The organism is Clostridium hominis (assembly GCF_014287825.1).
Classification (GTDB): domain Bacteria; phylum Bacillota; class Clostridia; order Clostridiales; family Clostridiaceae; genus Clostridium; species Clostridium hominis.
Genome location: NZ_JACOOO010000005.1, coordinates 42774 through 58014, shown reverse-complemented (window position 1 = coordinate 58014; position 15241 = coordinate 42774). Strand labels below are relative to the sequence as shown.

At 28.4% G+C, this 15241-nt stretch carries 18 protein-coding genes; 11 read left to right on the top strand and 7 right to left on the bottom strand.

The genetic code is table 11. The features are described 5' to 3' along the window. Positions 1-239 precede the first annotated feature (239 nt). Positions 240-746 (top strand): GNAT family N-acetyltransferase, encoded by a 507-nt coding sequence (locus H8S20_RS04875; RefSeq protein WP_032117833.1) that lies wholly within the window; start codon positions 240-242, stop codon positions 744-746. 128 nt (positions 747-874) lie between these two features. Here the strand turns inward: H8S20_RS04875 and H8S20_RS04870 are convergent, their stop codons facing one another. Continuing rightward, positions 875-1114: a hypothetical protein gene (locus tag H8S20_RS04870; protein ID WP_032117834.1), complete on the bottom strand. Its 240-nt coding sequence runs from the start codon at positions 1112-1114 to the stop codon at positions 875-877. Between the two features lie 706 nt (positions 1115-1820). Between H8S20_RS04870 and H8S20_RS20650 the strand changes: the two genes are divergently transcribed. From H8S20_RS20650 to H8S20_RS04840, 7 genes are all read left to right on the top strand, one after another. Beyond that, positions 1821-1946, top strand: coding sequence for a hypothetical protein (locus tag H8S20_RS20650; protein WP_279288160.1), 126 nt, complete (start codon positions 1821-1823; stop codon positions 1944-1946). A gap of 47 nt (positions 1947-1993) precedes the next feature. Beyond that, positions 1994-2431, top strand: coding sequence for an MBL fold metallo-hydrolase (locus H8S20_RS20420; RefSeq protein WP_243177514.1), 438 nt, complete (start codon positions 1994-1996; stop codon positions 2429-2431). A 1056-nt stretch (positions 2432-3487) separates the two neighbouring features. Then, the gene (locus H8S20_RS04860; RefSeq protein WP_032117835.1) at positions 3488-3964 is read left to right on the top strand and encodes a CarD family transcriptional regulator; all 477 of its coding nucleotides are present in this window, start codon (positions 3488-3490) and stop codon (positions 3962-3964) included. Between the two features lie 344 nt (positions 3965-4308). Further along, entirely contained in the window at positions 4309-7482 is a 3174-nt protein-coding gene (locus H8S20_RS04855) for a DEAD/DEAH box helicase (protein ID WP_186859442.1), read from the top strand. Between the two features lie 89 nt (positions 7483-7571). Further along, positions 7572-7961 (top strand): ribosomal maturation YjgA family protein, encoded by a 390-nt coding sequence (locus tag H8S20_RS04850; protein WP_032117837.1) that lies wholly within the window; start codon positions 7572-7574, stop codon positions 7959-7961. A gap of 47 nt (positions 7962-8008) precedes the next feature. Next, positions 8009-8836: an alpha/beta hydrolase gene (locus H8S20_RS04845; RefSeq protein ID WP_032117838.1), complete on the top strand. Its 828-nt coding sequence runs from the start codon at positions 8009-8011 to the stop codon at positions 8834-8836. Between the two features lie 41 nt (positions 8837-8877). Further along, entirely contained in the window at positions 8878-9522 is a 645-nt protein-coding gene (locus H8S20_RS04840; protein ID WP_032117839.1) for a DNA alkylation repair protein, read from the top strand. Between the two features lie 110 nt (positions 9523-9632). On the opposite strand, the gene H8S20_RS04835 is transcribed toward H8S20_RS04840, so the two are convergent. Beyond that, positions 9633-9971, bottom strand: a complete 339-nt coding sequence (locus H8S20_RS04835) for a TIGR04076 family protein (RefSeq protein ID WP_032117840.1) — start codon at positions 9969-9971, stop codon at positions 9633-9635. Positions 9972-10090: 119 nt separating this feature from the next. Between H8S20_RS04835 and H8S20_RS04830 the strand changes: the two genes are divergently transcribed. Both H8S20_RS04830 and H8S20_RS04825 read left to right on the top strand, forming a co-directional pair. Further along, positions 10091-11341, top strand: coding sequence for a chloride channel protein (locus H8S20_RS04830; RefSeq protein ID WP_051986826.1), 1251 nt, complete (start codon positions 10091-10093; stop codon positions 11339-11341). Positions 11342-11466: 125 nt separating this feature from the next. Further along, complete coding sequence (locus H8S20_RS04825; protein WP_186859441.1) at positions 11467-11619, top strand: hypothetical protein; 153 nt, start codon at positions 11467-11469, stop codon at positions 11617-11619. A gap of 78 nt (positions 11620-11697) precedes the next feature. Here the strand turns inward: H8S20_RS04825 and spoVAE are convergent, their stop codons facing one another. From spoVAE to H8S20_RS04800, 5 genes are read right to left on the bottom strand one after another with little or no spacing between them, the layout of a single operon-like run. Further along, positions 11698-12051 carry a stage V sporulation protein AE gene (gene spoVAE / locus H8S20_RS04820; RefSeq protein WP_032117841.1) on the bottom strand — a complete coding sequence of 118 codons (354 nt, stop codon included), beginning with the start codon at positions 12049-12051 and terminating at the stop codon, positions 11698-11700. A gap of 22 nt (positions 12052-12073) precedes the next feature. Then, on the bottom strand, positions 12074-13075 hold the full coding sequence (spoVAD, locus tag H8S20_RS04815) for a stage V sporulation protein AD (protein WP_032117842.1): 1002 nt from the start codon (positions 13073-13075) through the stop codon (positions 12074-12076). Beyond that, positions 13076-13555, bottom strand: a complete 480-nt coding sequence (gene spoVAC, locus H8S20_RS04810; protein ID WP_032117843.1) for a stage V sporulation protein AC — start codon at positions 13553-13555, stop codon at positions 13076-13078. It lies immediately after the preceding gene. A gap of 11 nt (positions 13556-13566) precedes the next feature. Then, positions 13567-14427: a DUF421 domain-containing protein gene (locus H8S20_RS04805; protein ID WP_186859440.1), complete on the bottom strand. Its 861-nt coding sequence runs from the start codon at positions 14425-14427 to the stop codon at positions 13567-13569. Positions 14428-14439: 12 nt separating this feature from the next. Continuing rightward, positions 14440-14646 (bottom strand): DUF1657 domain-containing protein, encoded by a 207-nt coding sequence (locus H8S20_RS04800; protein ID WP_032117845.1) that lies wholly within the window; start codon positions 14644-14646, stop codon positions 14440-14442. A gap of 225 nt (positions 14647-14871) precedes the next feature. Between H8S20_RS04800 and H8S20_RS04795 the strand changes: the two genes are divergently transcribed. After that, on the top strand, positions 14872-15075 hold the full coding sequence (locus tag H8S20_RS04795; RefSeq protein WP_032117846.1) for a DUF1657 domain-containing protein: 204 nt from the start codon (positions 14872-14874) through the stop codon (positions 15073-15075). Positions 15076-15241 lie beyond the last annotated feature (166 nt).

Genomic DNA, 15241 nt, shown 5'->3' with positions numbered 1-15241 from the left:
ATTTTATTATAAATGTAATAAAAATACTTTTAATAACTTTAAATGGAAGTTAAATACTAAAAATGGAAAATATAAACTTAATAAAAAAAGAGTAAAAAGTTAAGATAAATACTTAAAAAGTGAGGTAAATTTAAGTAATTAAGAATATAGATTTTTACTTATATAGATATTGATGGTAAGGTTTGTGTTGAGACTAGTCTATATTTAAAAGTGTGATAATAATTTAAGGAGTGTAACTAGTGGAAACTATTAGTATTGAGCTAAGTCAAGAGGTATATAGATCCGATGCGGAGAAAATGGTTAATTGGCTTAGCGACAAAGAAATAATTAGCAATTTGAATGAGGATTCTAATGTTACAAGGAATCTAATTAATATGATAAATAGAATAGACATGCCAATATTAACCCATCTATTTAATAATAATTGTAGTTTTTTTACTATTAAAAATATAAACCAAACAGTAGGTTTTTTAAGATTAATTCCTAAAAATAAAGGTGTTGAAATAGTAATTGCAGTTGGAGAAAAGGAATTATGGGGAAGAGGAATAGGCTATAATGCTGTATTAGAAGCTTTAAAGAAAGCTTTTTTTGACTTAAGAACAGATAAGGTAGTTGCAAAAGTAAAAAAAGCAAATAAAAGATCAAGAAATCTTTTTAAAGGAATTGGATTTACGGAAGTTAAAGAATTAGAAAAAGAAGTTGAATATCATATGACAAAAGATGCTTTTTGGAAAATAGCTTCATGAGAATATTTTGATTGTAGGTTAAAAAGAAGAGATAGAAGTAGATATAGAAAAGCTTTTTTTAAATAATATGACAAAATGCACTTAAGGCTTAAGCTTTAGGTGCATTTTTATATTGGGATATATAGGATCTAATAGTTTATTCCAGCAGACTTAATATTTTCTTTATCACTTTGAGAACATGGGGTAACTCCATATGTCATTTTACAATTTGGACATACATCTACAAATGTATTCATTGTAAAATCATAACCACATGAACATGTAATTGTATGTGGAGTATTTAATTTCATATCTGCCTTACCTTTTTCCCTAACTCTATCTACAATAGCCTTCCCATCTTTACTATGTGTACCGCATCCACAAGCCATAATAATATCCTCCTTGAAATTTAAAATATAATATTTATTTTATAGTAAGTTACATATACAGTCTGTAACTATTGTTACGATAATTAAATAAAAAATTCTATATGTACAGTAGGTAAAAGCAAATAGTACGTATGTAGTCGTGGACACAAATAGCAAAGGAGTTATATATGGATCTAAGGTGGTTGCAGAAAGGATGATTAAGAAAGGAAGAGGATAAAGAATTAAATTATACACATATAGTAACGAGCTTGGTAACAAGAGCAGAAATAGCAGCGGGAAAATGAAGAATTTTAAGGAATAACAGAAAGATGGTAACAATTCTTAATAGGAATTGGTAACGAGCGTTAACAAGAATTGAGCTCGTTACCATGCTTGTTACCATAAGAAATGAGAGTATTACTGGGATAAGGGCAGAATGGTAACAAGGTAACAAGAATTATAATATGAAATATAAAATATATGTATAAGAAGAGGTGTTTGTACACGTACACACGCGTAAGAGTTTTGAACGCTTGTTACCATGCTCGTTACCATTCTTGTTACCTTATTAGTAATAATATAGGTATATAATCAGTCAAAATTGTTAATAAGTATTTTATTTATAATCAAGAATAATACAGAATAATTTATGAACATATTACTCTAAATATTTAGTGATATAATTATGATCTATAGAGAAAAGATTATTAATTATGGAGGGAGTAAGATGAATAAATTAAATGTATTAGAAGTTACTTTTGAATTTAATGGAATGATATATAAAATATATACAGTTATATTAAGTGATGATAAAGAAATGATTTTAATTGATTGTGCATGTCCTAATTTTTAGTATTGATAGAAGAATGTGTAACTAAAAATAATATAGATTTAAGTAATTTGACAAAGTTAATCATAACTCATCATGATTTTAATCATATGGGATCAGCAGCTGATTTAAAATTAAAGTATTCAAATATCCAGATATTAGCGTCATTAAAAGATGAAAAATATATTAGTGCAAAAGAAAAGTCTTTAAGACTTCAACAAGCAGAGTCAATATATGATAATTTGACAGAAGAGCGAAAAGATGAAGCACTTAATTTTCATAAATTATTAGAATCAATAGATAATGTAGATATAGATATAACCTTAAACGATGGTGATACATTCGACTGGTGGGGTGGTATAGAGATAATTGAAACACCCAGTCATATGCCAGGACATATATCGATTTATGTAAATGAAAGTAGAACATTGATAGCCGGAGATGCTTTAGTAATAGAGGATAAAAAATTAGCCATTGCAAATCCACAGTATACATTAAATATGAGATAGGCTAAAAAATCTATAAATAAATTACTAAATTATAATATTGATAAAGTCATATGTTATCATGGAGGAATATATCAATCGGAGATAAAGAATTCACTTGAGAAAATTTAATTATTAGTGATAAAGAACTAATAAAATTAGTTTAACTAAATATAAAATGTGTTATAAGAATATTATTAAAAATAGACTACAATCTATTTAACCGTAGGATATAGTCTATTTGAGATTATAACATAATGTATAATATAAATTCACAGTTAAGTTAAAAATATATGAAAATAAATAATCCTGGGTATGATTTTTGTGAATCCACGATAATAACCCACCAAAATCTATATGTTAGATTTTTTATAACTTTCCTTTGATTTAATAGGTATACATACTTAAAAATTGTAATAAAAATCCTTTTAATAACTTTAAGTGGAAATTTAATGCTAAAAATGGAAGATATAACTTGTTAAGTAAAAGAGTCAAAAATTAAGATAAGTACTTAAAAAATAAGTTAAATTTAAATAATTGAGGATATAGCTTTTTACTTATATCCACATTAGTAGTAATATTTATAGAAAGACTAGTCAAGCAATAATTATTAAGACAAATAAAAGATTAAGAAATTTATTTAAAGAAATTGGATTTATGGAAGTTAGAGGGTTAGAAGGAGAAATTGAATATAAAATAACTAAAGAAATGTTTTTTGAATGCTTAAACTACGTAATAATAACAGGTTAAGTGATATCAAATAAGAAATTAGTACCATTGAATGGGAGTGGCGAAAGCCACCTTTTTTATTATATAAAAATAAAAATGATTAATTTCTAAAAGAAAAAATATGTTTTATATTTTTTAAAATTAGCTAAATAAAGAAAAATAATATGCTATAAGCGAACTTGTGAAAATATAGTAATAGGTGTAGAAAAAATAGTTATATAATTACTAAATAACACACTTAGGTATAAATTTAAAAATCTATACCTGAATACTAATATAAATTATATATATAACATTAAAAGGTGTAGGAAAATCTACACTTTTTAATATTATTAAGGAGGATGATTTTTCATGTTTAAGGTTGATGATTATATAATGTACGGTAGGACAGGGGTATGTAAAGTTATAGATATAACTAATGAGAGATTTATAAATGGTGAGGAAAGAAAATATTATGTATTAAGTGGTATTCATAATAATAATAATAATACAATAATAAAAATTCCTTTAGACAATACTAAAATTCCAATGAGAAAGATAATTTCTAAAGGAGATGTGACTTCATTAATAAATGATATGTCTAATATGGAGGCATTATGGATAGATGATGAAAAAAAAAGAAGCAATAAATTTAAAACGATGCTTAAAAGTGGTAAATGTGAGGACTTAATTGAATTAATATCTAATAAAAGGTATTTAAAAAAATTAAATAAAGCAGACAAGGAGATTATAAAAGAAGCAGAAAGATTAGTAAGTGAAGAGTTTGCAATTATTTTAAATATTTCTCCTAAGGAAGTGAATTCATATATATCAAGTAAAAAATCTTAATGAATTATTTTTATACTATATTTTGTTTAAAGATTTAATAAAGTTAAAGAACATAAAAATATAGGCAAAATATTAGAAAACTTAGGATAAGGAAGTTTTGGAAGGCTATGTTTACTTGATATATTCAGCTTAGATAAAATTAATATAAAAATATAATTGTGAGTATAATTTTATAAGAAAAGGTGGATTTTAAAGGTAGCGTATCACCTTCACCATAATATTTTTAGTTTATACAAGGTCATAGTTAGTAACTATGGCTTTTTCTATATCTAGAATTAGACTATAAAGATAACTTCTGATAAAATTTAATTAACAAATATTTCAATTGGGAAGAGGTGTATTTATTGAAACAAGGTTTATACGAACAAGTCATTAACCAAGAAATATTAGACCAATTAAATAGTTTAGAGCAGGATAAATTTATTATAAATAAATCTGATATAGATAAAGAAGAAGCTAAAGCTATACTTTCTCAGTACATAGTGCAGGTTATAAGAAAATCTCTTAATTATATAAGAGATAAGGAAAAAGATGATGGAGCTAAGCTTTTAAAGCAGATTGAAGCTTGTAATGAGATAATTGACATATTAAGTACTGTGTCAAATGAGGAGGATATTAAGAAATATAACATAGATGAAAATGGAAAGATGTTAACGGCTCTTTATTCTAGAGTTAATAATAAGAAAGCTTTATCTGAAAAGAGTGTTGTTAGACCTATAACTCCTTTATCTCAAAGTTCTCTTTTTACTGGAGCATCTTTAGAGCCTAATATGTTAAGTGAGTTAAATAAGGAGATAGTATCTTGTGATTCTATAGATCTACTTGTTTCTTTTGTTAAGTGGAGTGGTATAAGATGTATTATTGAAAGTCTTAGGGAAGCAACGGAAAATGGTAAGAAGCTTAGGATAATAACTACATCTTATATGGGAGCTACTGATTTAAAAGCTATTCAGGAGTTAAGTAAATTACAGAATACAGAGATTAAAATATCTTATGATACAGATAGGACAAGACTCCATGCTAAGGCATATATGTTTAAGAGAGATACTGGGTTTACTACTGCTTATATAGGATCTTCAAATATTTCTAATGTTGCATTAACTTCAGGATTAGAATGGAATATAAAGATTACTGAGCAAGATTCCTTTGATATTATAAAGAAGTTTGAGGCTACCTTTGAAAGCTATTGGAATGATGCAGAGTTTGTATCCTATAGTGGAACAGAGGATGATATAAGAAGGCTTAAGATGTCTTTAAAAAGTGAAAGAATTGATGAAAGAAAAGAGGGAAAGTTTAATTTTACTTTCGATATAAGACCATATTCTTACCAAAAGGAAATATTAGAAAGGCTTCAAGTTGAAAGAAAAATACATAATAAGTATAGAAACTTAGTTATTGCAGCAACTGGTGTTGGAAAAACTGTAATTTCAGCTTTTGATTATAAGAATTTCTGCAAAGAAAATATAGGAAAGTCTAATAAGTTATTGTTTGTTGCTCATCGTGAAGAGATATTAAAGCAAAGTATGGATACCTTTAGATGGATATTAAAAGATAATAACTTTGGTGAGTTGATGGTAGGGGGAAGAGTTCCAGAGAGTTTAGATCATTTATTTGTTTCTATACAAAGTTTAAATAGTAAAGATTTATGTGAAATAACATCTAAAGATTATTATGATTTTATTATAGTAGACGAGTTTCACCATGCAGCAGCTCCGTCTTATCAAAGGCTATTAAGTTATTATGAACCAAAAGTTTTATTAGGATTAACTGCAACTCCTGAAAGAGGAGATGGTAAAGATGTATTTAATTATTTTGAAGATAGGATTTCAGCAGAAATAAGATTGCCAGAAGCTATAGACAGAAAGCTTTTAAGTCCATTTCAATATTTTTGTGTTACAGATACAGTTGACTTAAGTAAGCTTAAGTGGAGTAGAAAAGGATATGAAATAAGAGAATTAGATAATCTTTATACTAATAATGATATGAGATCAAATATGATTATAACAAGTATAAATAAGTATGTTACAGATATAAACTCTGTTATTGGATTAGGGTTCTGTGCTGGTGTTGAACATGCTATTTACATGGCTAATTATTTTAATAATAATGGGATTTCATCAATTGCTCTTCATGGTAAAAGTTCTGATGAAGAAAGAAATGATGCTAAGAGAAAGCTTGTAAATGGTGAGATAAAATTTATATTTGTTGTGGATCTTTATAATGAAGGTGTTGATATTCCAGAAGTTAATACAATTCTTTTCTTAAGACCTACAGAAAGTTTAACTGTATTCTTACAACAGTTAGGAAGAGGGCTTAGATTAAGTGAAAATAAAGAATGTCTAACAGTTTTAGACTTCGTAGGTCAAGCTCATAAGAATTATAACTTTGAAGAAAAGTTTAGGGCTCTTATAGGAAGAACAAGTAATTCAATTAAGAATTATATAGAAAATGGATTTTTAACTTTACCTAAAGGATGCTATATTCAATTAGAAAAACAAGCTAAAGAATATATTTTAAGAAATATTAAATCAGCATCTAATACTAAGAATAATTTAATTAGTAAGTTAAAAACATTCCAAGGAGATACTGGTCTGGAATTAACATTAGAAAACTTCTTAGCATATAACCATCTATCTTTGACAGATTTCTATGGTAAAAAAGGAGATAGAAGCTTTGCAAGATTATCTGTATTAGCTGGAGTAAGAGAAGAATTTAATGATGTAGCCGAAAATGAAATCACTAAGAAATTAAAAAATATACTTTTGGTAAACTCAAGAAGATTTATTGAATTTATTAGAAGAATAATAAAAGATTATAACGATATTTCAGATGTAGACTTTAATGAGGAAGAGAGATTAATGCTAAATATGATATATTATACGTTCTATAATAATGCTCCTAATAAAGAAGGATTGTTATCATTAAGAGAGGGGATTAATAAACTTCTTAATAATAAAGTTATGATGGAAGAAGTATGTGAAATATTAAATTACAATTATAATCATATTGATTTTGTAGATAAAGAAATAGATTTAGGATTTATTTGTCCTTTGGATTTACACTGCGACTATTCGAGAGATGCAATTATGGCTGCTTTGGGATACTTTAATGAAGATAAAAAACCAGCCTTTAGAGAAGGTGTTAAGTATTTTGAAGATAAGAAATTAGATATATTCTTCATTACTTTAAATAAATCAGATAAAGACTTTTCTCCATCAACATTATACGAGGATTATGCTATTAACGAAAAGTTATTCCATTGGCAAAGTCAAAGTACTACATCAGTAGAGAGTACAACAGGACAAAGATATATAAAATATTTATCTCAAGGAAATAAGGTTGCTTTATTTGTAAGAGAGTATAAAAATAAAGATGGTATAACATATCCATATACTTATCTTGGAACTTGTGAGTATAGGAGTCATACTGGAAGCAAACCTATAAGCTTTGTATGGGAGCTTCATGAGGAGATTCCACCAAGCATGATAAATAAAGCAAATAAAACTATTATAATTTAGAAATTATAAGTAAAGGGTTATATATCGCCCTTTTAATATTTGCAGATAAATAATGTATAATGTAATTAAGTTAATTTTAAGGGGAAGTTATGAGGCGAAATAGGGTAGTATATTTAATTCTAATAATAATAGTTATGATTTTAGGGTTATTATCAAGGAAATTAGATAATCTTCCAGTAATAGTTTCTTTATATGCAGGAGATATATTATGGGCACTTATGGTATTTTTAATTGTTGATTTTGTATTTAATAACAAACCTATATTATTTAATATTTCAATAGCTATAATATTTTCATATGGAATAGAAATTAGTCAATTATATCACGCACCTTGGATTGATAGTATAAGGAATACAACTTTAGGTGGACTTATTCTTGGCTTTGGATTTCTATGGAGTGATTTGATATGTTATACAATAGGGATTTTTATTGGTGGAATTATTGAGAGTATTTTTAAAAGGATAAACACAAAAAGATAAATACTAAAATTAAAATGATATATTTATAAAAATAGGATGGTGGTAGAGTGGTATTTGAAAAGATAAAGTTAGGAGAGGTTTATACAGCTTTAGAAAGTGGTAGCGGTGTAGTTGAAGCTTATATACCTACTAATAGCGCAGAGATAAATATAGACAGAAAAAGGCCAACAGTTATCATATGTCCAGGTGGTGGATATAGGTTTACTTCTGATAGGGAAGCTGAACCTGTAGCATTAAGATTTATGGCTGAAGGCTTTAATGCCATAGTTTTAAGATATAGTGTAGTACCAATAAGATATCCTCAGCAATTATTAGAGCTTGCAGCTACAGTAGATTATGCTAGAAAGATGAAAGATAAGTGGAATGTTGACAATGAAAATATAATAGTATGTGGTTTTTCAGCTGGAGGTCATTTAGCAGCATCCTTAGGAACTTTATGGACAGATAAGGTTATTAAAGAAAGATTAGGCTTAGAAGCTGGAGAAGTAAAACCTAATAAAATTATATTGTCTTATCCAGTTATAACTAGTAATAATTTTGGGCATCAAGGATCCTTTGACAATTTATTAGGTGAAGACTCAACTGATGAAGATAGAAGAAAGCTTTCTATAGAAAATTTGGTAAGTAAGGATACGCCACCGACATTTATATGGCATACCTTTGATGATAAAACAGTACCAGTTCAAAACTCTCTGCTTTTAGCTAGCGCCTTAACAGAGTATGAAGTACCTTTTGAAATGCATATATATCCTAAAGGGGTTCATGGTTTAAGTCTTTGTGAAAAAGCTACTGCAAAGGATGGAGAGAAGAAGCTAATTGACGGTCATGTAGCTAGCTGGTTTAGATTAGCAATAAAGTGGATAAATTTGACTTGAGTGACTTCTTAGGAATGTAAGTCAAATAAGGATGTGATTTAATGATAATTAATGTATTTATAGAAAATAGAAACGAAGATAATGCAAAGTATATGAAAGCTTACATGAAGGATAATTTTGAATATTTAGGTATTAAAACACCATTAAGAAAAGAGTTAGAAAAGGAATTATTAAAAGAAAAATCTAAGGAAGCTTTAATAGATAAAGACTTTGTTAAGATGTTATGGAACTATGAATATAGGGAGTTACAGTATGTAGCGCTAGATTATCTTGTAAAACAGAAGAAGAAGCTTCAAAAAGAGGATATTAATTTTATAAAGGATCTTATAATTACAAAATCATGGTGGGATACAATTGATTTAATTGCAAGTCATTTAGTTGGGGAGTTATGTAAAAAGTATCCTGAGCTTATTGATGAGTATATATTATATTGGAGCAAGGATTCTAATATGTGGCTTAGGAGAACAGCTATCTTAACTCAGCTAAAGTTTAAGAGTGATACAAAAACCGATATATTGGAAAAAGTAATTCAAGCTAATATTGAAGATGAAGAATTCTTTATAAGAAAAGCTATTGGATGGGTTTTAAGGGAATACTCTAAAACTAATAAGGAATGGGTTAGTGAGTTTGTAGCTAATAATAGATTAAGTAAATTAAGTGAAAAAGAAGCTAGCAAGTATTTATAAAATATATAAGTAAATAATCTATTTGTAATAGAGTATTGGGTTTAGATAAATATTTAAAAAGTATAATTTAGTCAGAATACTAAGTTTATTTAGTAGTATTCTGACTTTTTCTATTTTATAGGCTCATAATTTATAATTGATTCTTCATCTGTTCTTTCGATTTTAAAAATTACAGGACGAATACCATCGTTACAAGAGCATATTGCAACCCCTTCTTTATCTATCCAATCGCCGTAGTAGAAAATATTGCTACCGTGGGATAGTGCAAATACATATTGGTACATAGCTTTCCAGGCTTCATCACATAAACCCTCTGGTTTTGCATAATCTCCATAGAAAATATCCCCAACTTTATGCATAGGACATTTTCCAAGGTTTTTACATCCGTATTGTTGCGCTAAATCATCATGAAATGTTGTTTTTAAAACTTCAATCTTACATTTTTTCATATCTTAAATACTATTTTTCCCATATACCATGATATTGCAAAAATGTGATATTTTATTTGGGATACAAATTATACTATAGAGGAAAACTTTACTTAAGAGCAACTTAAGGAGGGGATACATTGGATAAAAACATTGTAAAGCTAGATTTACGGTTAATGCTTAATAGTTTACTTATGGGTGCATTTGTAGGCTTTTTTACATGGATGTTTTTAGGAATTGTAAATATAGGTATACACTTCATATGGTACACTTTAAAAGATTTTTTTAATATAAAATATTGGACTTTAATAGTTGCAAGTATAGGAGGTATTTTAGTTGGAATTACGCAAAAATATTTTGGAGAATACCCCAAATACATGGACCAAACGTTAGAAGAGTTTAAAAAAAGTAAAAGAGTAGAGTATAAATCGTTAAAGTATTCTATTATAAATTCCTTAACAATACTATTTTTTGGTGCAAGTGTTGGACCGGAGGCTGCACTATCAGGTATTGCAGGAGGCATAATTACCTTTGTTGGAGATAAAATGAAAGAACGATTTAAGAAAAAGAACGTTGTTAATCAGTATCCAGATGAGCTAATAGAATATAGTATGCAAGTTAGTGCTGGGATTATATTTAGAGCACCTTTATTGGGACTATATACGTTAAGTGAAAAAAGTTCAGAAAACAGAGATATAATAAAAAAAATAAAAGTGATTGTTTATACTGTGACAACAATATCTGGCTTTTTAGTATTTATATTATTATCAAAATTTGATAATAGACCTTCATTTATAGTTAGATTTAAACAAAGTAATATTGGGTTGAAAGAGATTATTTGGTTTATACCATTAATTATCATAGCTATATTACTTGCATATATATACAAAATGTATGCTTTAGTACTACACAAAATATTAAGGCCTATTGAAAATAGAAAAATACTAAAAGGAATAATTGGAGGATTAGGGATAGGTATATTAGGAACTTTTTTCCCATGGACATTATTTTCTGGAGAACATGAATTAAGAAAGTTAGTTGTTGAGTGGAATAATATATCTGCTTATCTGCTTATTTTATTAGCATTAGTAAAACTTTTATTGACAGAAATATGCTTATCAACAGGGCATAGAGGTGGACATATATTTCCTTTGATATTTTCTGGTAGTTGTCTAGGATATGGAGTGTCTAAGTTATTTTCTATAGATCCAGTTTTTAGTTTGGCTATAATAGTTACGGGTCTTGTAAATAAGGTTATAGGAAATATGTTTGTATCTATATTTTTATTAATATTTTTCTTTCCAATTAACACGATAATACCAATGGTACTATCCGCAGTTATAAGTAAACTGATTAATGATATTGAAACTAAAGTATTATGTAAAAATTAAATGATTAAGAAATAAATTATGTTTTCCTATTTTATAAGAAGTTGTATCTATAGTTTTTTGACTATAACACTAAGAATAATATGGTATTGGATGATAAATATAAATACTGTAGGAGGTGAGAAAAAATGAGCAGTAAGCATAGAAATAGCAAAAAGAAAATGGCATCTTTAGGACTTAGAAAAGATGAAAATGGAGATTATAAATATATTGATCCTAATGATACAACTTCAAAATTTGTTCCAGTAAGAAATAATACATCAAAGTCTCCAAAGAATTAATGATTATATAGAAAAAATATTTATAGGGAAGACACTTTTTTCTAAGTGTCTTCCCTATATGGTATAGTTTAAAAAGTATTATCCTTTTGGCTTAAATATCATTGCAGAAAGAAATCCAAATACTATTGCTGAAGAAACTCCTGCACTTACTTCTTTTAGAAGTCCAGTAAATATTCCTATAAATCCACTTTGCTCAGCATCTGTTAAAGCAGCCTTTACAAGAGTATTTCCAAAACTACTTATAGGTACAAACGCTCCTGCACCTGCAAATTTAACTAAAGGATCATATAAACCAAGGCCTCCTAAAATTGTACCAATTACAACTAGTGTACAAACTGTATGTGCTGGAGTAATCTTTAAAATATCCATTATAAGCTGACCAATAACACAAATTAATCCACCTACTATAAATGCGAAAATAAATTTTTCCATAATTTAAATTCCACCTTCTTTTTTACATTTCTATAGAAACAGCATGAGCAATGCAAGGTATGCTTTCTTTTTGCTGATAGGAGATAGGAGACATTAATGCACCAGTGGCAACGATTAGTATTTTCTTTAATTCTCCTCTTCGCATACGATTAAGTAAATGGCCATAAGTAACAGTAGCAGAACAGCCGCAGCCGCTACCACCAGAAAAACTTGGCTGGTCCTTTGTATATATTAAAAGTCCACAGTCTGTAAATATATCCGTTGGCATATTTATTCCATGTTTTTTTAATAAAGCATTGGCAAGCTCATGACCAACCTTACCTAAATCACCGGTAGCAATAAGATCATAATATGAAGCATCAATATTCAAATCTCTAAAATGAGCTTCAATAGTATCTACAGCTGATGGTGCCATAGCAGCACCAACGTTATAAGGATCTGAAATACCCATATCTACTATTCTTCCTATGGTTGCAGAGGTTATTTTTGGACCATCTCCATTTTGACCAAGTACTACAGCTCCAGCACCTGTTACTGTCCATTGAGCAGTAGGGGGTCTTTGTACTCCGTACTCTGTAGGATATCTAAATTGCTTTTCAGCAGATGCATTATGACTGCTTGCAGCAGCTACAACATAGTCAGCTGATTTGCTATCTATTAATTGAGCCGCTAATGATAGACCTTCCATAGAACTAGAGCAAGCACCGAATATCCCAAGATAAGGAACACCTAAGGTTCTTGCTGTAAAGCTACTGGAAATAATCTGATTCATTAGATCTCCACTTATGAAGAAATTAATATCTTCTTTCTGTAAATTTGATTTTTGTATTGCTCTTTGGCATGCGTGCTCCATTAGAGCTCTTTCTGCTTTTTCATAGCTATCCTGACCAAGCCATAAATCTTCACAGAGTATATCAAAGTCATCAGCTAAAGCACCGTTACCTTCAAAAGGACCTCCAACTGCTGCAGAAGCTAGTATTGTAGGTTTAGATTCAAAAATCCAAGATTGATGTCCTTTAAGCATTTACATCGCTCCTAACCGTGTTATTATTAATTTTATTGTAGCAACTATAAAGGCAGCAAAAGTTCCATAAACAACAACTGCCCCTGCAAGACTAAACATATTTCCAGCTACACCAAGTACAAATCCTTCGCTCTTATGCTCGATTGAAGCAGAAGCTATAGAGTTAGCAAATCCAGTAATAGGGATAGCAGTTCCACATCCAGCCCATTGACTAAGATGATCAAATACTCCAAGTCCAGTAAATAAAGCTGCAGAAAAGATTAAAACAACTAATGTAGGAGCTACTGAAGTTTTTTCATCGAAATTAAAATAGTTCATAAAAAGCCATTGTAAACTTTGACCAATCGTACATATTGTACCACCTACAATAAATGCTCGAATACAATTAGCTAAAATAGGTCTTTTAGGTTCTATACTACTTACTAATTTATCATATTCCTGTTGAACAGGAGTCATTTTTTTCTTTTTCATATTTGACATTTAGTTCACCTCTAACGTAATAAGTATGGTTTTAACTTTCCTAGAATATATTCTAATTTTTTAGCATTTTGTGAGTACATATTTTTTGCATCTTCATTGTCACAGTCTAAAGAAAATGACATAAGGTCTGCCTGAGTTTTTTGAATAGTTGCATAGAGCATTTCTTTAACTTGTGTCTTAGGGACTTGAATCATATCATCAAAAAGGTCGACATATAAGTCTCCGGAAGAATCAACTTGACCTAGAAATACATTTTCAAGGGCAACCCCTTTGATTTCAAGTTGCGTTTTAAGCCAACCATGATTTAATCCTGCATTGGTAAGACCTTCATTTAATATATTTCCATCTAAAATAACTGTTTGTGGTTCAGCTTTTGATGCTACTTGTTGACCTAAATCGTGTGGAGTAATAGGTTTTTTATCTGCTTTTAAACTAACATTTATATCTCCTGTTGTTTCCATTAGTGCAAATTCAACATCAGCTAAGTTAAACACCTTCTTTGAGCGCATTACCTCCAGAAACTCTTGCCCTGTAATTCTCTCCTTAGATAAATTATCCTCCATTATTTTTCCGTTTTTCACTAAAACTCTTTCTTTACCATGCATTATGTTGTAAATGTATTTACTTTTCATAGAAGCATAATCAAAGATAATTGGTAGCAGCACCCAGACAGCTAGTGTAATTAATCCAAAATAAATATTATTAATGACATTCAAAGAAGTTAAGGAAATTATAATAGCAATCACTAAATAAGAAATAAGGTCAAAAGGAGTAGATCTAGATAAGGTCTTTTTCTTTATATATTTTGTTATAACAAATGTTAAGAAAAATAGAATTATTGAATTAAATAATATTATTAACCAAGAATCCATATGCCACCTCATTTAGTTACCTTTATATTGGGGTTCTTCAAACTCCATAACTCCTATTCTTTTTTCTAAATCTGTTTTAATTTTACTTATTTCCTTAGATGCTTCAGCATAAATAGCTTTAGCTTCTTTATCACGTTCTTGTAATGAGTACATTTTTAAAGTTGCTTCAGTACCTCTTAGTGTAGCTAAGGTTTGTTTTACCTTTGAAATAACAGTCATATAAAAGTCTCCTTTGTATCTATTAAATTATCTACCACCTTACTTTAACCACTATGGCTAATTTTAATTCATTTGTTAATATAAACTAGTGATGTTGATTGTTAAACTATAATAAAGAAATAGTGAATATAAAAATAGAAGATATTTCTTTATTATAATTTGAATATTTAGAGTGATTATGAAGAAAATATATTTGAAATAAAAAGTGATAAAGGAGGAATTCTAATGCCAACAGGAACTAAACTTGAAACAGCATTAGCTAGTGCTAAAGGATTAGCAGCTGATATGAAGACATTCTCTTTAGATACAGATAATCAAGAAGCAAAACAAATGTTTAATCAACTTGCATCAACAATGGAAGACGTAGAACAACAAATTAAATCAAGACTTGATTTTGTAAAGAAAGAAGAACCCCAATATGATAAATAATTAATATACAGTTATTAAGACAATTTATGTTATTGGTGATTTCTGGAGAAATATATTTCTTATGTTATAAAATATTATATTGATTTAAGAGTCATAGCTTATGCTATGACTCTTATTATTAAAAAACTTTATTTTAAGTTAGTAGATATTTTTAAAAATTATTTTC